Source organism: Streptomyces acidiscabies (assembly GCF_020010905.1).
GTDB lineage: Bacteria > Actinomycetota > Actinomycetes > Streptomycetales > Streptomycetaceae > Streptomyces > Streptomyces acidiscabies.
Genome location: NZ_JAGJBY010000001.1, coordinates 420,285 through 438,635 on the forward strand (window position 1 = coordinate 420,285; position 18,351 = coordinate 438,635).

At 71.5% G+C, this 18,351-nt stretch carries 17 protein-coding genes and 2 pseudogenes; 4 read left to right on the forward strand and 15 right to left on the reverse strand.

The window, feature by feature from the left end:
• Positions 1-3: 3 nt before the first annotated feature.
• Positions 4-720 (forward strand): dienelactone hydrolase family protein, encoded by a 717-nt coding sequence (locus J8M50_RS01925; RefSeq protein WP_010350659.1) that lies wholly within the window; start codon positions 4-6, stop codon positions 718-720.
• A gap of 44 nt (positions 721-764) precedes the next feature.
• On the opposite strand, the pseudogene J8M50_RS01930 reads toward J8M50_RS01925, so the two are convergent.
• The 6 genes and pseudogenes from J8M50_RS01930 to pdhA all read right to left on the reverse strand — a co-directional run.
• Positions 765-1,952: pseudogene (locus J8M50_RS01930) on the reverse strand (molybdopterin molybdotransferase MoeA); the annotation flags it as partial.
• 809 nt (positions 1,953-2,761) lie between these two features.
• The gene (locus J8M50_RS01935; protein WP_370516602.1) at positions 2,762-3,658 is read right to left on the reverse strand and encodes a DUF6457 domain-containing protein; all 897 of its coding nucleotides are present in this window, start codon (positions 3,656-3,658) and stop codon (positions 2,762-2,764) included.
• Between the two features lie 78 nt (positions 3,659-3,736).
• Positions 3,737-4,117 (reverse strand): annotated as a pseudogene (gene mobA / locus J8M50_RS49985) (molybdenum cofactor guanylyltransferase); the annotation flags it as partial.
• Positions 4,118-4,154: 37 nt separating this feature from the next.
• Positions 4,155-5,585: a dihydrolipoamide acetyltransferase family protein gene (locus tag J8M50_RS01940; protein WP_010350661.1), complete on the reverse strand. Its 1,431-nt coding sequence runs from the start codon at positions 5,583-5,585 to the stop codon at positions 4,155-4,157.
• Entirely contained in the window at positions 5,585-6,589 is a 1,005-nt protein-coding gene (locus tag J8M50_RS01945) for an alpha-ketoacid dehydrogenase subunit beta (RefSeq protein ID WP_010350663.1), read from the reverse strand. Before J8M50_RS01945 ends, J8M50_RS01940 begins: the two co-directional genes overlap by 1 nt.
• On the reverse strand, positions 6,586-7,701 hold the full coding sequence (gene pdhA, locus J8M50_RS01950; RefSeq protein ID WP_010350664.1) for a pyruvate dehydrogenase (acetyl-transferring) E1 component subunit alpha: 1,116 nt from the start codon (positions 7,699-7,701) through the stop codon (positions 6,586-6,588). The genes J8M50_RS01945 and pdhA overlap by 4 nt, the downstream gene beginning before the upstream one ends.
• A gap of 174 nt (positions 7,702-7,875) precedes the next feature.
• On the opposite strand from pdhA, the gene J8M50_RS01955 reads away from it, so the two are divergent.
• On the forward strand, positions 7,876-8,376 hold the full coding sequence (locus J8M50_RS01955) for an Lrp/AsnC family transcriptional regulator (protein ID WP_370516601.1): 501 nt from the start codon (positions 7,876-7,878) through the stop codon (positions 8,374-8,376).
• Between the two features lie 95 nt (positions 8,377-8,471).
• On the opposite strand, the gene J8M50_RS01960 is transcribed toward J8M50_RS01955, so the two are convergent.
• From J8M50_RS01960 to J8M50_RS01970, 3 genes are all read right to left on the reverse strand, one after another.
• A complete protein-coding gene (locus J8M50_RS01960; RefSeq protein WP_141655529.1) occupies positions 8,472-9,017 on the reverse strand; it encodes a hypothetical protein in 546 nt (181 codons plus the stop codon).
• A gap of 48 nt (positions 9,018-9,065) precedes the next feature.
• Complete coding sequence (locus J8M50_RS01965; protein ID WP_029183407.1) at positions 9,066-9,377, reverse strand: hypothetical protein; 312 nt, start codon at positions 9,375-9,377, stop codon at positions 9,066-9,068.
• A 206-nt stretch (positions 9,378-9,583) separates the two neighbouring features.
• The gene (locus J8M50_RS01970; protein ID WP_223786141.1) at positions 9,584-9,916 is read right to left on the reverse strand and encodes an SH3 domain-containing protein; all 333 of its coding nucleotides are present in this window, start codon (positions 9,914-9,916) and stop codon (positions 9,584-9,586) included.
• A gap of 332 nt (positions 9,917-10,248) precedes the next feature.
• Here J8M50_RS01970 and J8M50_RS01975 point away from each other — a divergent pair, with 332 nt between their 5' ends.
• Positions 10,249-10,617 (forward strand): hypothetical protein, encoded by a 369-nt coding sequence (locus J8M50_RS01975; protein WP_050987120.1) that lies wholly within the window; start codon positions 10,249-10,251, stop codon positions 10,615-10,617.
• A 99-nt stretch (positions 10,618-10,716) separates the two neighbouring features.
• Here the strand turns inward: J8M50_RS01975 and J8M50_RS01980 are convergent, their stop codons facing one another.
• From J8M50_RS01980 to J8M50_RS01990, 3 genes are read right to left on the reverse strand one after another with little or no spacing between them, the layout of a single operon-like run.
• A complete protein-coding gene (locus J8M50_RS01980) occupies positions 10,717-11,484 on the reverse strand; it encodes a VOC family protein (protein ID WP_010350671.1) in 768 nt (255 codons plus the stop codon).
• A 56-nt stretch (positions 11,485-11,540) separates the two neighbouring features.
• A complete protein-coding gene (locus J8M50_RS01985; RefSeq protein WP_010350672.1) occupies positions 11,541-12,137 on the reverse strand; it encodes a TetR/AcrR family transcriptional regulator in 597 nt (198 codons plus the stop codon).
• Complete coding sequence (locus J8M50_RS01990; RefSeq protein WP_010350673.1) at positions 12,134-13,657, reverse strand: 3-hydroxyacyl-CoA dehydrogenase; 1,524 nt, start codon at positions 13,655-13,657, stop codon at positions 12,134-12,136. The genes J8M50_RS01985 and J8M50_RS01990 overlap by 4 nt, the downstream gene beginning before the upstream one ends.
• Before the next feature lie 138 nt (positions 13,658-13,795).
• On the opposite strand from J8M50_RS01990, the gene paaN reads away from it, so the two are divergent.
• Complete coding sequence (gene paaN, locus J8M50_RS01995) at positions 13,796-15,487, forward strand: phenylacetic acid degradation protein PaaN (protein ID WP_010350674.1); 1,692 nt, start codon at positions 13,796-13,798, stop codon at positions 15,485-15,487.
• On the opposite strand, the gene J8M50_RS02000 is transcribed toward paaN, so the two are convergent.
• The 3 genes from J8M50_RS02000 to J8M50_RS02010 are packed head-to-tail and all read right to left on the reverse strand — an operon-like array spanning position 15,484 to position 18,241.
• Entirely contained in the window at positions 15,484-16,215 is a 732-nt protein-coding gene (locus J8M50_RS02000) for a TrmH family RNA methyltransferase (RefSeq protein WP_010350675.1), read from the reverse strand. The genes paaN and J8M50_RS02000 overlap by 4 nt on opposite strands.
• Positions 16,212-17,402, reverse strand: coding sequence for an HTTM domain-containing protein (locus tag J8M50_RS02005; RefSeq protein WP_010350676.1), 1,191 nt, complete (start codon positions 17,400-17,402; stop codon positions 16,212-16,214). The genes J8M50_RS02000 and J8M50_RS02005 overlap by 4 nt, the downstream gene beginning before the upstream one ends.
• Entirely contained in the window at positions 17,399-18,241 is an 843-nt protein-coding gene (locus J8M50_RS02010; protein WP_010350677.1) for a DUF5819 family protein, read from the reverse strand. Before J8M50_RS02010 ends, J8M50_RS02005 begins: the two co-directional genes overlap by 4 nt.
• Positions 18,242-18,351 lie beyond the last annotated feature (110 nt).

The following is an 18,351-nucleotide window of genomic DNA, read 5'->3' on the forward strand; positions in this document are numbered from 1 at the left end:
CTCATGACGACGCTGACAGTCTCATACGCCGCCGACGGCCTGACGATGAGCGGCTACCTCGCACTCCCGGCCGGTACCGGGCGTCGGCCCGCTGTGCTGGTCGGGCCCGAGGGGATGGGGCTCAGCGATGTCGAGCGGCGTCGGGCCGATGCGCTCGCCGAGTTGGGGTACGTGGCGCTGGCCTTCGACCTCCACGGCGGGCGTTATCTGGGCGACCCCGAGGAGATGCTCGCCCGGTGCCTGCCGCTGCTCGCCGATCCCGACCGGATGCGAGGCATCGGCCACGCGGCGCTCGACGTGCTCCGCGCCGAGCCCCGGACCGACCCCGACCGGATCGCCGCCATCGGCTACGGCACCGGGGGCGCGATCGCGCTGGAGCTCGGGCGGGACGGCGTCGATCTGCGCGCGATCGGGACGGTCAACGGACTGATCACGGGCCGACCGGGCGAGGCGGCGCGCATCCGCTGCCCGGTATGGGCCGGGGTCGGGTCGGAGGACCCGATCATGCCGCCCGCGCAACGGGACGCGTTCAGCGCCGAGATGCAGGCGGCGGGCGTCGACTGGCGGCTCGTGGTCTACGGCGGCGCCCTGCACGCCTTCCACCACCCACCGGTCGACCACGCCACGGTCCCTGGCGTCGGCCACCACCCACGGCACGCGGAGCGAGCTTGGCGCGACGTCGTGGACCTGCTCGCCGAGTGCCTGCCCCTCACTGAATGACATGTTTCACGTGAAACACTCGAACGCGTGTTTCACGTGAAACATCACTCCCACGGCAGGTCCAGCAACTCCACCTCGTCCCCCGCCCGCATCCCGCCGGGCGGTACGACCGCCAGCGCGTCCGCCACCGCGATCCCCCGCAGCATCGCCGGTCCGTTGTAGTGCAGCGGTACGGCCCGGTCCCCCCGTACGGCGACCGGGATCAACCGCGTGTCGTACGGGTGCCCCTGCACCGTCTCCTTCAACGGCAGCGCGTACGGCTCCGCGGCCCTGCGCGCGGCCAGCGCCCGTAGCAGGGGTTCCGCGAGGGTGAGCAGGCCGGAGACGGCGGCCAGGGGGTTGCCGGGGAGCCCTACGAGGTGCTGGCACTCCTTGACGCGGGCCAGCAGCATGGGGTGCCCCGGCCGGACCTTCACCCCGTCGACCAGCAACTCTGCGCCGACCCTGGCGAGGATGGGGTGGACGTGGTCCACGGGTCCCCCCGCCGTCCCGCCCGTCGTCACGATCAGGTCGGCGCCGGACGACGTGACGGCCTCGTACAACGCCTCCGCGTCGTCGCCCAGCCGCCGTACGGCCACGACCTCCGTGCCGAGCGCCCGCAGCCATGGCGGGAGCATCGGGCCCAGCGCGTCCCGGATCAGCCCCTCGTGGGGCCGCCCTTCCGTCAGCAACTCGTCGCCCAGCACCAGGAGTTCGGTGCGGGGGCGGGGGGTGACGGCGAGGGTGTCGTACCCGGCGGCGGCGGCGAGCCCGAGCGCAGCCGGGGTCACGACGGCGCCCTCAGGCAGCAGCAGATCCCCGGTACGGCACTCCTGCCCCCTGGGACGGATGTCCTGCCCATGCTGGACGTCCCTCGTCGGATGCAGGCGTCCCTTGTCGTCGATCCGTCCATGCTCACTGCGCAGCACGGCGGTCGTGTCCAACGGAATCCGCGCGCCGGTCGCGATCCCCACGGCTTCCCCATCCCCGAGCCGCTTCACCCCACCCTGCCCGGCCAGCACCCCTTCCTTCCGGACCACCCAGGGCCCCGGCCCCGCGACCGCCCACCCGTCCATCGCCGAGGTGTCGAAGGAGGGGAGGTCGGTGAGGGCGGAGAGGGGGGCGGCGAGGGGGAGACCGAGGGCACGGTCGAGGGGGACGGAGAGGGGGGTACGCCGAGCGGCGGCGCTCCGACCGGCGCGGGCGGCTAGGGCTCGGGCTTGGGGCCAGGGGGTGGCTTGGTGGTGGGGGGTTGGGGAGGTGGGGGTGGACTCGGGGCGGGCGTTTGAGGTGGCCGAGGTGGCACCGGGGCTGGTGGTCGGGGTGGCGGAGGTGGTCCCGGGGCGAGCGGTCGAGGGGACGGGGGTGGCACCGGAGCGGACGGTCGGAGTAGTGGTGGGGGTGGCACCGGGGCGGACGGAAGCGCCATTTCCCTCTGCCGGCGGGCTGCCGTTCCCTAGCTCTTCGAGGAAGGGGGAGTCCCAGAGGTCATCGTGGTTGTTCGTGGGTGGGGCGGATGGGTGCGGGTCGGGGGTGGCGGGGGTTCCGGTGCGCCCCGGGTTCCCGGTGCATCCGGGGTTCCCGGCTCTCCCGGTGTCTCCGGCACTGCGCGCACGCCCAGCCCCTCCAGAGCTTCCGGCATGCCCGGGATTTCCGGCGCCCCCGGCACCACACGCACACCCAGCCCCTCCAGAGCTTCCAGTGCCCTCAAGGCTTGCGGAGTTCTCCGCGTTCCCAGGGCTTCCGGTGTTCCGGACATCCCCGGGACTCGCAGCGCCCCCGGTGCTCCCCGTGCTCCCGGAGTTCCGTACGAGCGCCAGCGCCTCTTCGACGTCGAAGTCCTCGTCCTGGCCGAGACCGGTGCCTGGCCTTCGGCCGGTGACTGCGTCGTCCGTGCTGGCCCCCGGCACTCGGCCAGTGACCCCGTCGCCAGTGCCGGTCCCTGGCCCCAGGCCGGTAACCCCGTCACCAGTGCCAGTCCCCAGCCCCCGGCCGATGACCCCGCCGTCGGCGTCAGCGGTACCCGGCCCCCTGTCCATACCGAGACCTGTGCCGCGCCGGGTCATCCTGCGGCCGGGCCGGAGTCCGTGGGCCCGCCGTCCTTCGGCGGTGCCGAGTCCGTCGGCCTGCCCTCAGCACCCTCCGACTCCTCCGCCCACCGCAGAGCCAGCGCAGTGGCCTTGCGGGCGGCCTCCGCGACAGCCTCCGCGCTGCCGTCCGTACGGCCCGCCGCGTACCCGACGAGGAACGTCGTCAGGGGAGCGGCCGGCCGGGCCACGCCGTGCGCCGCGTCGCGGGCGAGGTCCAGCAGGACCGTCGTATCGACGTCGAGCTCGATACCCAGCTCGTCCTTGACTGCGGAGATCCATTCATCCAACACGTGCTCATGCTCCCTGATCCGGGCCCGGGCGGCGGCGATGTCGTCCCAGGTGTCGCAGTCGAACGACGCGACGGGGTCCGGGACACGGGCAAGTACGAGTCCTGCGGTGAGCTTGCGCAGAGGAAGCCCGACGAGGCTCCCGTGCTCGACACGCAGCGCGTCCAGCTCACGACGGAGGGAGGCAACACGGTACGCGGCGACGAGCGGCTGATCACGACCGTCGGCGTCGACGAGGAGAACACCGTCGACGGCGCCACCGACACGCTCCGGGCCAACTCCCCGGCCACGCACCTCGGCACGCCCTGGGCCAACGCCTCCGCCCTGCACCTCAGCGCGGCCCGGACCGGCGTCTCCGACAAGGCCCTCAGCAGCACCCCCGGCGGACATCTCGGCGCCGTCCACCACGCCACGGCCCTCGGCAGCACTCACGTCACGCGTCTCGACCGGCGTGAGACGTACGCCCCGCTCACCACGGCCCCCGGCAGCACCCGCGCTACGCGCCTCGGTCGGCGTGAGACGTACATCCCGCCCGCCCCGCCCGCTAACAGCACCCTCGCCACGCCCCCCGGCAACGCCCACATCACGCGTCTCATCTGGCGTACGGCATACGTCCCGCCCGCCCCGCTCCCCGGCAACCCCCGCGCCCTGCGACTCAACACGGCCCTCAGCCACATCCCCAACGCCGCCCCCGGCACCACCCAGCCCCGCCAACAACCCCCGCACCGTCCCCGGCGCCAAAAACGGCAGGTCGGCGGAGAGGACCACCACCCTGTCGGCGCTCGTGCGGAGCAACCCGGCGTCGAGGGCCGCGACCGGGCCCCCGCCCGGCGGGTCCTCGCGGGTCCAGGCCACCGCGCGGGACGTCGGGCGCGGGGCCGCCACAACCACCGTCACCCCCGCATCCGCACACGCCCCGAGGACCCGGTCCAACAAGGCCCGTCCCCCCACCCGCACACCCGGCTTGTCCGCGCCGCCGAGGCGCCTCGCGCCGCCGCCCGCGAGGACGATCGCGTCGTAGGGGGGCGCGTTCGAGGTCATGCCCCGAGTATGCGCGCCGCCCCGATCACGTGGAACGTCACAGCGTGCGCAACAGCACCGCCGGTTGTTCCACGCAGTCCGCCACGTACCGGAGGAACCCACCCGCCGTACCTCCGTCGCACACACGGTGGTCGAAGGTGAGGGACAGCTGCACGACCTGCCGCGCGGCGAGTTCACCCTCGTGGACCCACGGCTTGGGGACGATGCGCCCGACGCCGAGCATCGCCGCCTCGGGATGGTTGATGATCGGCGTGGAACCGTCGACCCCGAACACCCCGTAGTTGTTCAACGTGAAGGTCCCACCGCTGAGTTCGGCCGGTTTCAGCCCCCCGGTACGAGCCGCCTCGGTGAGCCGGGAGAACTCCGCCGACAGCCCCTCGGCGTTGCGTGCGTGCGCGTCCCGGACGACGGGTACGACGAGCCCCCGGGGCGTCTGCGCGGCGAACCCGAGGTGCACGGCGTCCAGCAGCACGACTTCCCGGGCCTCCACGTCCACGCGCGAGTTCAGCTCCGGGAACTTGGCCAGCGCGGCCGTACAGATCCGCGCGAGCAGCGCGAGAAGCGAAATCTTCGGCACACCCGCCCCGTTCATCGCGGCCCGCGCCCGCATCAACTCCGTCGCATCCGCGTCCACCCAACAGGTCGCGTCCGGAATCTCCCGCCGACTCCGGGTGAGCTTGTCGGCGACAGTCCCACGAAGCCCCTTGAGGGGAATCCGGGTCCCGCCGGAAACGGGAACGGGGCCCTCACCGACGTACACATCGGCATGCGAACCAGCCGCCGTACGCCCCTGCACGGCCGCGACCCGAAGCGCGTCCTCCACATCGGCCCGCAGGATCAGCCCCTCGGGCCCGGAGCCCGTCAACTCCCGCAGATCCAGGCCGCCTTGGCGCGCGAGCCGCCGTACGAGGGGCGAGATGACGGGTACGGGCCCGTCGCCCGCGTCCCCGTTCAGCCCGTGCCACGACCCCGTGCCCACGGCCGCCGCCCCGACCTCGGCGGACGCCCGGATCGCGGCGACACCGCGCCCGTCACCGGCCCGTGTGGCCCCCGAGGGAGCCGCCTCGGCCCTGCCGCCCGTGTCCCGTCCGCGCCCACCGGGAACCGCAGCGCCACCGACCGACGGCCGTACCCTGCGCCTGCGCGCCGGCGGCTCCGCCGTGCCGTAGCCCACCAGGACGTTGCCGGAGCCCTCGGCGCTGGCCGAACCCACCCCATCCGTCGGCCCCACCGCGACCGTCAACAGCGGCGCCCCCACAGGGAGTTCCGTACCCTCCTCGCCATACCGAGCCGTGACAACACCCGCGTACGGACAGGGCACCTCCACCATCGCCTTGGCCGTCTCGACCTCGACGACAGGCTGATCGACGGTGACGACATCACCGACCTGGACCATCCAGGTGACGATCAGGGCCTCGGTGAGACCCTCGCCGAGGTCGGGCAGTTTGAACTCCAAGACTTGCGCCATCAGCTCTCGGCCTCCCATTGGAGACGCGCGACCGCGTCGAGGATCCGGTCGACACCGGGCAGGTGGTGCCGTTCCAGCATCGGCGGCGGGTAGGGGATGTCGAAGCCGCCCACGCGCAGAACCGGCGCTTCCAGGTGATGGAAGCAGCGCTCCGTCACGCGCGCGGCGATCTCGCCCCCCGGCCCCCCGAAGGAGCCGGACTCGTGGACGACGACCGCCCGCCCGGTGCGCCGCACGGACGCGCAGACCGTGTCGTCGTCGAACGGCACCAGCGAGCGCAGATCGACCACCTCCAGGTCCCAGCCCTCCGCCTTCGCCGCCTCGGCCGCTTCGAGGCAGACGGGGAGCGAGGGCCCGTACGTGATCAGCGTGGCGCTCCCGCCCGAGCGCCGCACCGTCGCGCGTCCGATCGGTTCAACGTGCGACGGCTCCTCAGGGTTCCAGGTGTCCTTCGACCAGTACAGCCTTTTCGGCTCCAGGAAGACGACGGGGTCGTCGGAGGCGATGGCGGCGCGCAGCAGCCCGTACGCGTCGGCGACGGTCGCGGGGGTGACCACGTGCAGGCCGGGGGTGGCCGCGTAGTACGCCTCGGAGGAGTCGCTGTGGTGCTCGACGCCGCCGATGCCGCCGCCGTACGGGACGCGGATGGTGATCGGCAGGGGCATCCGCCCGCGCGTACGGTTGCGCATCTTCGCGACGTGGCTGGCGAGCTGCTCGAAGGACGGGTACGCGAACGCGTCGAACTGCATCTCGACGACCGGCCGCAGCCCGTACATGGCCATGCCGACGGCCGTCCCGAGGATGCCGGCCTCCGCGAGGGGCGTGTCGGTGCAACGGTCCTCGCCGAACTCCTTCGCGAGGCCGTCGGTGACGCGGAAGACGCCGCCGAGGGTGCCGACGTCCTCGCCCATGACGTGGACGGTGGGGTCGGCGGCCATCGCGTCGCGCAGGGCGCGGGTGAGGGCCTGCGCGAAGGTGGCCGGTTTGGCGGCGACGGTGGTCATGCCCCGGCCTCCATCTCCGCGTGCAACAGGGCCTGCTGTTCGCGCAGTTGGGGAGTGGGAGCGGCGTACACGTGCGCGAACAGGTCGTCGGGGTCGAGCGCGGCGTCCTGGTTCATGCGGGCGCGCAGGTCGGCGGCCATCGCCTCGGCGTCGTCGTGGACCTTCTGCGCGTGCGCGTCGTCGAGCAGCCCGCGCGCGGTGAGTTCGCGTTCCACCAGCGCGATCGGGTCGTGCTCGCGCCACGCCTGGACCTCGGCGTCGCCCCGGTAGCGCGTCGCGTCGTCCGCGTTCGTATGCGCCTCGACGCGGTACGTCACGGCCTCGATCAGCGTCGGCCCGCCGCCCGCGCGCGCGTGCCGTACGGCGTCGGTCAGCACCTCGTGCACGGCCAGGACGTCGTTCCCGTCGACCAGGCGGCCCGGCATGCCGTACCCGACGGCCTTGTGGGCCAGCGAGGGTGCGGCGGTCTGCTTGGCGAGCGGCACGGAGATCGCGAAGCCGTTGTTCTGGACGAGGAAGACGACCGGCGCCTGCCAGACGGCGGCGAAGTTCAGCGCCTCGTGGAAGTCGCCCTCGCTGGTGCCGCCGTCGCCGACCAGCGCGAGCGCGACGACGTCGTCGCCCTTGAGGCGGGCCGCGTGCGCGAGGCCGACGGCGTGCGGGAGCTGGGTGGCGAGCGGCGTGCAGAGCGGCGCCACGCGGTGCGCGTACGGGTCGTAGCCGGTGTGCCAGTCGCCGCGCAGGAGGGTCAGCGCCTCGACGGGGTCCACGCCGCGTGCGACGACGGCGAGGGTGTCGCGGTAGCTCGGGAACAGCCAGTCGCGGTCCTCGATGGCCAGCGCGGCGGCGATCTCGCAGGCCTCCTGCCCGGTGCTGGACGGGTACACGGCGAGCCGTCCCTGCTTGGTCAGCGCGGTCGCCTGCGCGTTGTAGCGCCGTCCTCGCACCAGCTGCGCGTGCAGCCTCAGCAGCAGCTCCGGGTCCACCGGCTTCTCCGTGCCGAGGACGCGGTACGGCTCCGCGTCCGGCAGCAGGGGCGCGGGGTCCATCCGGGGCTGCCAGGCGGGCGGCGGTGTGGGCCGGTACGCGCCTCGCTGCTCCATGACCGTCATGACGGCACCTCCTCGTGGGAGCGGCTACGGGAGACGCGTCGAGTGCGATACGTCTCCCTACCGATTGTTCGGTCGTCGGCACAGTTTGGCTACGGGTGCCCTCAGGCTGTGGACAAACGGTTCTCCACAACCTGTGATGGACGCAGTACGTCCATGGTAGGGAGGCGGGGGGACATGGCACCTGAACAAATGGCCGAAAACCCGGAAACCGGAATCCCCGCTCCGCCTGCGCGCCCGCTGGACGCGATCGACCACGACATCCTGCGGATGCTCCAGTCCGACGGCCGCGCCTCGATCCGCTCGGTGGCGGAACGGGTGCACGTCTCGCGCGCGAACGCGTACGCGCGGATCAACCGCTTGGTGGAGGACGGCGTAATCAGGGGCTTCGGCGCGCGCGTGGACCACGAACGCGCCGGCCAGGGCACCAGCGCGTACATCACGTTGAAGATCGTCCAGAACTCCTGGCGCACGGTCAGAGAACAACTCCGCCAACTCCCGGGCGCGTCCCACATCGCCCTGGTGGGCGGCGACTTCGACGTCCTGTTGCTGGTCCACACCCCGGACAACAGAGCCCTACGGGAACTGGTCCTGACCCGCCTCCAGAGCATCCCCGAGGTCCTCAGCAGCCGCACCCTGCTGGTCTTCGAGGAGGAGGACCTCGAACCGCAGACGTGAGGGTCGCTTACCGCTCATCGGCTGAAATCCGCGAGGCGAGTTCCGACGGCGGACCAGGTGACCCGTTTCGAACCGATCACAGCTCTGGACACGCCCTAAGTGAAAGCGCGCGGTTCGAAGTTGATCCCTCCGCGGTCTGCCATCCGTAGCACTCGCCTGCCGTATCGCGGCAGTTGGCGCAGGTGAAGGGTGAAATTCCAGGCGCTGAACTCCAGGAGGAAGCCGTCGCCCTCCAGGCGCCACTGCCTCTCATCGCGGGGGAGCGTCGGTCCTAACTGTTGCAGCCTCCTCATTCGCAGCGGCAGGTAGATGGCGCGCAGGTCGCCGGATATCGGGCCCACGCAGCCGAAGACCAGCGTGGCCGGTGAGACCCAGAACCTGGCGTCCCGCCCGGGCGACGGCGGCTCGACCCGGCGCACGATGTAATCGAGGTCGAGGTGCAGTCGCAGGCCCGACGGCGCGGTGTCGTCGAGGTCGTCCTGCTCAAGGAACTCCTCGGGGGTCAGGTCGTCGGGCGGGCCCTCGTCGTCGGTGATGGCGAGGGCGTGGATCTGACACGAGTCGAACGACATCGCGTCAAGGTCCTGCTCCGTCCAAGTGGCCTTGCTCAAGCCTGACTCGGGGTGGACCACCATCTCCATACCGCGAGTATCGACCAACACGAGCACACCGCAATAGGCCACCGCGGCCTAACCGCCGACGGCCCAGCGCACTCCCGCCGCCACGCCCGACAGCAGTGCCGGAAGGAGCCACCACCACGGCGTGATCCTCCGTACCGACGGCACCACCCACAGCGCCGCCGTGGCCGCGGCCGTCCCGAGGGTCACGACGCAGGACAGGACGATCCCGGCGTACGCGTCGTCGTCCCAGACGCCGGACGGACTGATGGTCAGGGCCGTCCGGCAGAAGTACGCGGCGATGAGCGTGAGCAGGGTGAAGGGGACGGCGAGTACCAGCCGGAGGCAGCCTCGGTCGTCGTCGACGGGGGGAGAGCCGGTCATCAGCACAGTGCATTCCTTGCCTGGTCGCCGGCGAGGGGGACAGCGCCCGTTCCCCATCATGCCGGTCCGGCTGAGAAGTCCGCGCCGAAACATCCCACACGAGCGAACGGCCGGCCCCTCCGCGCCCAGGCGGGAGAGTCCGGCCGAACTGATCACTCAGAGCCGCGAGAAGCGCTCCTCACGTGAGCGCCGCGTCCGCGAACCCGTCAGCTCTCGACCGGGTTCAGCAGCGAGTACTTGACCCACCCCGTCTTCCCCTTGTTCGCCCCGCTCGTCACCTTGCCGTAGCTCCACGCGTAGTCCTTCGTGCAGTACTCGGTGAAGTTGACCCCCGTCGCGAGGATGCCGAGGGACGTGTAGCTGGTGCCGGGGCCGCTGCGGAGGTTGACCGACGTGGAGGCTTCCTTCGTCTGCGTGACGATCAGGTTGCACGCGGAGGGGAGGGACGCCGCCGAGGCGGCGGGGGCGGTGAGGAAGGCACCGCCGAGGATCACAGCGGAAGCAGCGGCCGTTGCCGCGATTTGCCGAACGATACGCACTTTTCGTCTCCTTGGGTCTTCGACCGAGGGCTGAAGTTGCGCCGGCTCGGGGGACGCACAGCGCGTGGCGCGCGAACACTTCTTCGCACGCGCGAAAGCATGTCCTACCCAACCACACGAGTGATCTTTCAGCCAACTTCGTTGCGGGCGACGCCCCTTGACTTGGCTTGATCCTCAACTCACAGCAGATTCCGAGGTTTTCGCATCGCAAAGCGAATCTTGGTGCTAGCGTGATACGCAACAACATGAAAAAGGCCCCACCAGGGCCCGGAGTACTACGAACACTCCGCTGGTGAGGCCGTGACGACATGCTCTTGGAAGGACCTGTCGCCGTGCGCCACTGTATCGCGCGCGCCATTTTGGCGTCCCTGTGTACCCTGCTCTCCCTCGCTTTCCCGGCCCGAGGCCACCGCCGCAAGTGCCTGACAGCACAAGCGCAAGCACCGGCATCCGCACCGGCCCCCGAGCCGGTCATCCCCCCGAGCCCCTGGTCCCGCCCCTGGACCAGCATCAGCAAAGAAGAAGCCGCTGAAATCTTCCGCCTCCAGATCGAGAACGACCAACTGGCGCTGAGCGCCTGGGAGTTGCGGATCCAGTGGGAACGCAGGCGAGCCGCCGCCCTCGCGACGATGGGCATCGACCACCCGTACACGTACCCCGACGCGCCTTTCGACGCCGAGTCGTTCAGGACGCGCACGTGAACCGGGAGGCGCTGCTCGCGGACCGAGGAAGACTGCGGGCGCCGGACCCTCGTACCGATCCCGCGCGCCCGCAGGGACGACGCGTATGGCCCAACTGCCTTACATGGGCTGGGGTTTGATCATCGCGAAGATCCCGCCCTGGGGGTCGGCGACGACCGTCATCCGTCCGGCGATCATGTCGAACGGCGGCGCGAGGACGGTGCCGCCGCTGCGGACGAGCGCGGCGACGGTCGAGTCGACGTCGTCCACGGAGAAGTAGGTCAGCCAGTGCGCGGGCGTGCCGGGCGGGTCGTTGGCGAGCAGCGTGACGCCACCGACCGCCCGGCCGCCGACGCGGAACTCCCAGTACGAGTCGGCGCCTTCGAACGGCGCGACCTCGGCGCCGAACACCGCGCCGTAGAAGGCGGTCGCGGCGGGTACGTCGCTGGTGTGCAGCTCGTTCCAGGTGAGCGCGCTCGCCTCGTTGACGATCTGCGCACCGCCGAACTCCCCGGCCTGCCAGACGCCGAACACGGCACCCTGCGGGTCGGCGGCGATGAGCATCCGGCCGAGGTTGCCGACGTCCATGACGGGAACGAGGATCGTGCCACCCGCGGCGACGATCTTCTGCTGGGTGCTCTCGGCGTCGTCGCTCGCGAGGTAGCCGGTCCACACGACCGGCGCCTCGGGAGCCATCCGCGGCCCGATCCCGGCGACGGCCTTGCCGCGCAGCTCACAGACGGCGTACCCACCGAACTCGGCGGGCCCGGCCTCCCCCTGCCACCCGAACAGATCCCGGTAGAAATCCAGCGCGGCCTGCTGATCGGCGGCCATCAGGTCGACCCAGCAGGGGGTTCCGGTCGCGTACGGGGTGGTGACTTCCGACATGTTTCGCCCTTCATTGACCGTTTCTGTCCGAAACAGCCTCCTGACGGGGGCGAGATTCAGTCGTCCGACACGCCGCGCAACCCTTCGAACACCAGCCGCGTCACCGCGTCCGCCACTTCCCGCTCCCCCGCCCCCCTGCTGTCGGGCCGGTACCACTCCGCGATGGAGTTGATCATTCCGAAGGCGAGGCGGGTGGCGAGGCGTACGTCTATGTCGGCCCGGACGTCGCCCTCAAGGGACGCCGATGTGAGCAGTTCGGCGACCCTGTGGTCGAACTCGCGGCGGCGTTCCAGGGCCCAGCGTTCCGTGTCCGTGTTACCGCGAACACGGAGAAGAAGCGTCACATACGGAAGCTCGGTGATCAGAACGACGACCATACGGCGGACGACATGCTCAAGCCGGTCGATCGCACGTCCCGCGCGCGCGGGCTCCTCGTCGAGGATCGCGAAGAGGCCGTCCAGCGCGCGGCTGACGGCCCGCCGGAGCAGCTCCTCCTTCCCGGCGACGTGGTGGTAGATCGACGACTTGGAGATCCCGGCAGCCTTGGAGAGGTGCTCCATGGACGTCCCGTCGTACCCGCGCTCGTTGAAGACCCGGACGGCGACGGACAGCAGAGTCTCCGGCGTGTACGTGTCCCGCTTGGCGGTGGTCATGACGTGCTCCCCTGCCGCTTGTCGGAGGCGTACGCGTGCCGGTAGAGCGCGAGGGAGGGCGCGTACCGCCCGGAGGGATCGCGCAGGTGCAGATCGTCGAGGAGCGCGTACGCCCAGTTGCGGCCCAGGCGGCGGCTCCATTCGAAGGGCCCCAGCGGGTAGTTGACGCCGAGCCGCATCGCCGTGTCGATGTCCTCCTCGGTCGCGACGCCCTTGGCGACCGCGTCGTGCGCGAGGTCGACGATCCGCGCGACCGTACGGGCGACGATCATCCCGGGGACGTCACCGAGGACGCTGACGTCCTTGCCGAGCGCCTGGAAGAGCCCGATCGCCTCGGAGAGGGTCTGCGGGGAGGTGTCCTGGGACGCGGAGAGCGCGATCCGGGTGGCTTTGCGGTAGTCGAGCGCGAGGTCGAAGTAGACGACGTCCCGGAACTCGACGGAGGTCTGCCCGTCGGCGAGCGCGAGCTGACCGCCGCCGGGCAGGACGAGCCGGGTGCCGTGGTCCTCCTCGTCCTCACGGACCTGGATGCCCGCCTCGCGGATCAGCGGGAGGAGGTCGGCGGCGGGGCCCAGGTCGCCCTCCGCGACGACGTAGACGGGCGCCTGGGCGGGTTCAGCGGTGTGCGGCTCGGAACGCTCGGCGGCACCTCCGTCGACATACTCGTACCAGCCCTGACCGGCCTTGCGGCCGAGACGGCCCGCCTCGACGAGACGGCGCTGCGCGAGGGACGGCGCGAACCGGACGTCCTGGAAGAACGCCTTCCACACGGAGTGCGTCACCGACTCGTTGACGTCCTGGCCGATCAGGTCGGTGAGTTCGAAGGCGCCCATCCGGAAGCCGCCGCACTCGCGCAGGACGGCGTCGATGGTCGCCGGATCGGCGCCCTGCGCCTCGTACACGGCGAACGCCTCGCCGTAGAAGGGCCGCGCGATCCGGTTGACGATGAACCCGGGCGTGTCCGCGCAGGCGACCGGATTCTTCCCCCACGCGCGGGCCGTTTCGTACGCGCGCGTGGCCGACGACACGTCGGTGGCGAACCCGGAGACGACCTCGACGAGCGGCAGCAGCGGCGCGGGGTTGAAGAAGTGCAGGCCGACGAACCGGCCGGGGTTGCGCAGCGCGCCGCCGATCGCGGTGACCGACAGGGACGAGGTGTTGGTGGCGAGCAGACAGTCGTCCGCGACGACGTCCTCCAGCGCGCGGAACAGCTCCTGCTTGACGTCGAGCCGCTCCAGGACGGCCTCCACGACGAGCGCGCAGTCCGCGAGTCCGGCGAGGCTCTCCACGGCCGTCAGGCGCGCGCATGCGGCGTCCCGGTCGGCCGCGGTGAGGCGGTCCTTCTCGACGAGCCGGTCCAGGCGGACGCCGATCGCGTCGACGGCCTCCCGCGCGCGGCCCGGCACCGTGTCGTGCAGCCTGACGGGGTGCCCGGCCACCAGAGCGACCTGTGCGATGCCCTGGCCCATGGTTCCGGCGCCGACGACGGCCACGGGGCTGCTGAGGTCGATAGCTGTCATGTGCGCGATCCTCCCGCACGGGGTTTTCCACAGATGCAGCAGGACCCCTTGTCCCGACCGATCGTTCGGTTACTCTAGCGGTGACCGGCTGTTCCTGCCCAGACACACAGACGCATCCACCCCAGGAGTTGGTCCCGCATGGCCGCCGAACTCACCGCCGCCGACCTCATCGCACGGCACCGTCCCACCCTCGACCAGGCGCTGGAAGCGATCCGCACGCGCGCGTACTGGTCCCCCCACCCCGAGCACCCCAAGGCGTACGGCGAGAACGGCAGCCTGGACCTCGCGGCGGGCAAGACGGCGTACGACGCCCTGCTGAACACCCGCTTCGACCTGGACCAGCCCGGTACGGACGACTGGGTCGGCGCCGAAGTCTCCCCGTACGGCCCGGAGCTCGGCATCACGTACCCGCACGCGGACGCGGACGTGCTGCTGCCCGCGATGAAGGCGGGCCAGAAGGCGTGGCGGGACGCGGGCGCGGAGGTGCGCGCGCTGGTCTCGCTGGAGATCCTGAAGCGGATCTCGGACCGGTCGCACGAGTTCGCGCACGCGGTGATGCACACCTCCGGCCAGGCGTTCATGATGGCGTTCCAGGCGGGCGGCCCGCACGCGCAGGACCGGGGCCTGGAGGCGGTGGCGTACGCGTTCGCGGAGCAGGTCCGCACGCCGGGTACGGCGCAGTGGTCGAAGCCGCAGGGCAAGCGCGACCCGCTGGAGCTGCACAAGGCGTTCACGCCCGTCCCGCGCGGGATCGGCCTGGTCATCGGCTGCAACACGTTCCCGACGTGGAACGGCTTCCCGGGCCTGTTCGCGTCCCTGGCGACCGGCAACGCGGTCCTGGTGAAGCCGCACCCGCGCGCGGTCCTCCCGCTCGCGCTCACCGTGCGCATCGCGCGCGAGGTCCTCGCGGAGGCGGGCTTCGACCCGAACCTCGTCGCGCTCGCCGCCGAGCGGCCGGGCGAGGGCATCGCGAAGACCCTCGCGACGCGCCCCGAGATCCGGATCATCGACTACACGGGCTCGACGGCGTTCGGCGACTGGCTGGAGGCCAACGCCCGCCAGGCGCAGGTCTACACCGAGAAGGCCGGCGTCAACACGGTGATCGTCGACTCCACGGCGAACTACAAGGGCATGCTCGCCAACCTGGCGTTCTCCCTGTCGCTCTACAGCGGCCAGATGTGCACGACCCCGCAGAACCTGCTGATCCCGCGCGACGGCATCGGCACGGACGAGGGCCTCAAGTCGTACGACGACGTCGTAGCCGACCTCGCGCGCGCGGTGGACGGCCTGCTGGGCGACGACGCCCGCGCGAACGGCGTCCTGGGCGCGCTGGTCAACCCGGACGTCAAGGCCCGCCTGGAGGCCGCCTCCGCCCTCGGCGAGGTCGCCCTCGCCTCGCGCGCGGTCGCCAACCCCGAGTTCCCCGACGCGGTCGTCCGCACGCCCCTGGTCGTCAAGCTCGACGGCACCAAGCCGGACGCCGAGGCCGCCTACCTCAGCGAGTGCTTCGGCCCCGTCTCCTTCGCCGTCGCCGTCGACTCCTCCCTCGACGCGGTCGCGCTCCTGAAGCGCACGATCCGCGAGAAGGGCGCGATGACGGTCGGCGCGTACACGACCGACGCGGGCGTGGAGACGGCCATCGAGGAGGCGTGCCTGGAGGAGGCCGCGCAACTGTCGCTGAACCTCACGGGGGGCGTGTACGTCAACCAGACAGCCGCGTTCTCCGACTTCCACGGCTCGGGGGGCAACCCGGCGGCCAACGCGGCGCTCACGGACGGCGCGTTCGTGGCGAACCGGTTCCGGGTCGTCGAGGTCCGCAGGGAGGGCTAACCGGCGCTCCAGTGGTACAGCGTCATCGCCACGCTCGTGGCGAGGTTGTAGCTGGACACCTGGGGGCGCATCGGGAGCGACAGCAAGTGGTCCGTGCGGGCGCGCAGTTCGGCGGACAGGCCGCTGCGCTCCGAGCCGAACGCGAGGACGGCGTCGTCCGGGAGCTTCACGCCCCGGAGGTCGTCGCCCTCCGCGTCGAACGCGAACACCGGGCCCGGGGGCAGGTCGGCGACCTCCAGGTGCTCGACCGCCGTCGCGAAGTGCAGTCCGGCGCCGCCTCGGACGACCGTGGGGTGCCAGGGGTCCAGCGTGCCCGTCGTGACCACGCCGGTCGCGCCGAAACCGGCGGCCAGACGGATCACCGCGCCCGCGTTGCCGAGGTTGCGCGGGTTGTCGAGGACCACGACGGGGGTCGTACGGGGGAGGGCCGCCAGCGCCGCCAGGTTGGCCGCGCGAGGCCGCCGTACGGCCAGGGCCGCCACGCCCGTCGGGTGGGGGCGGGGGACCAGCGCGCGGTACTCCTCCGGGGTGACCTCCGTCAGCAGCTCGGCGAGCGGCTCGCGGACGTCCGGCGCGAGGTCGTCCGCGAGGGCCAGTGCCGCGGCCCGGTCGGTGGCCACCGCGAGGGGGACCTGCGCGGAGAAGCGCAGGGCGTGCTTGAGGGCGTGGAAGCCGTCGAGGAGTACGGCGGTACCGGCGAGGCGGTGCCAGGCGGCCAGGTCGGTCATGCGGTCGAGCCTACGTGCACTTTTTTGTCCGCATCGACGTCCCTTTCGACGTCCGTTCCCGACACGACCGTGCCTCCACGCACGCGTGCCGCCTTCGCCCCGACCCACAGCAGGAACGCCGTCGGCAGGAACACCGCGTCCGTCGCGATCATCGCCAGCGAGAAGAACGGCAGGCCCAGGACGACCGCGATCGCCGCGTGCTCCATCATCATCATCGCCAGCAGGACGTTCTTGACGCGCCGGTTGAACAGGGTGAACGGGAACGCGACCTGCGCGATGACCGTCCCGTACGTCGCGATCATCACCAGCGTGCCGCTCGCCGCGAGGATGTCCGCGAGCGCCGGCCACGGCGAGAACGAGTCGAGCTGGAGCGGGTAGTACACCGCCGTACCGTCCTGCCAGCGCGAGCCCTGGATCTTGTACCAGCCCGCCGTCGCGTAGATCAGGCACGCCTCCGCCATGACGACCATCAGCGCGCCGTTGTGCAGCACGTTCGCCGTGATGTCGCACAGGGCCCGCAGCTCGCCCGTACGGCGCGCGGCGAACCACCACACGCCCTGCGCGGCCCACGCGGCCCACAGGAGCGCCGGGACGAACCACTCGCCGTCCGTGAGCCACCCCGCGCCCGTCGCGACGGCCAGCGTGCCGCCCAGGACGACCCACAGGGCCGGGCCCACCCAGTCGCGGGGCACGTGCTCCCCGCGCGTGCGCGCCAGCGCCGTACGGCTCTGCCTGCGCGCGTCCAGCGACCACACGCGCGCGCAGCGGGTGAACACCAGGTAGATCGACATCAGGTGCAGGACGTTGTCGCCGCCGTCGCCCATGAAGACGCTGCGGTTCTGGAGCGACAGGACGCCGACCATGAAGACGACCGACATCGCGCGCGTGTGCCAGCCGACGAGCAGCAGCGCCGCAGAGACGAGGGCCAGGAAGTACACGACCTCGAACCACGCGCGCGCGTCCGACCACATCAGCACCGTGAACGCGCCGTTGACGTCGACCAGACGGCGCCCCAGCTGCCAGCTCCACGGGCCGTCCGGGCCGTACAGCTCCGTGCGGTTGGGGATCTCGCGCAGCAGGAACAGCAGCCAGGTGGCGCTGAAGCCGATGCGTATCACCGCGCTCTGGTACGGGCCCAGCGCGGACTCCGTCACCCGGGCGAGGCCCTTCGCGACGACCGTGTTCATTTCACTCCCCCGTTCGCCTCTGCGGCGGGCACCCGCCACCAGGGCAGCACCCTGAACGTCGGCTGCGTCGACACCTTCTCGTCACTCCACTTCGGGGGCGCGACGTTCGACGTACGCGACCTCACCTGTACGCGCGCGAGGGTGCCGCCTTCCGTGACCGTCCCTGCCCGCTCCAGCCTCATCACGACGATCCGCCGCAGGTACTCCTCCGACAGCGCGCCCCGCATCCCGACGGCGCGGTTGTCGTTGTCGTGCGTCCCGGTGAAGAAGTCCCAGGCCCTCCGCAGCTCGTTCTGCTGCGTGTGGCTGGGCAGCAGGTTCCCGTCGATCGCCCTGCCGTCCGCCGCTGACAGGTCGAACCACCCTGTCGTCCGGTACCCGCCGTCCCCCGACCGCACCTCGGCCCTCACCTGCACCGCGATGTCCTGCTGCAACGGGTTCGGCGCGAACAGCTTCCAGTTCTGCTCGAACTCCGGGTACACCCAGTCGTCGACCGCGCGCGCGTGCTGCTTGCTGACGGTGTTCGAGGGGGCGATGTGCAGGAAGACCATGCCGATGTGCACGAGGGCCACGGCGGCGACGAGGGCCACTACTCCGGCGACGGTTATTTGGGCGCGGAGGGAGAGGGCGGTCAGGCGGGTGGGGGACTCACTGTCGGGGGCGTCGGGGGGCGAGGTGTCGGCGTCCGGCGACTCCAGGTCGAGCGCGTCCCGGTCCGGTGTGGCGTCGTCCGTCTCTTCGGCCGAGCCGACGCTCTCGGTGCCGTCCGCCCCCTCACGGGGCGCGTGCGGCTTCGGGTCCTCCTGCGGCCCGCGCGAAGCGTCGTCACGCGTGTTCATTGCGCCCCGTTTCCGGTGGTTCAGGTCTGGGTGTCGGGTGGCCGTCGGGGGGACGGCTCCACGGCACGGTACTCAGGCGGTGGGGCGGGCGCAGCCTTCGGGGCCGGGTG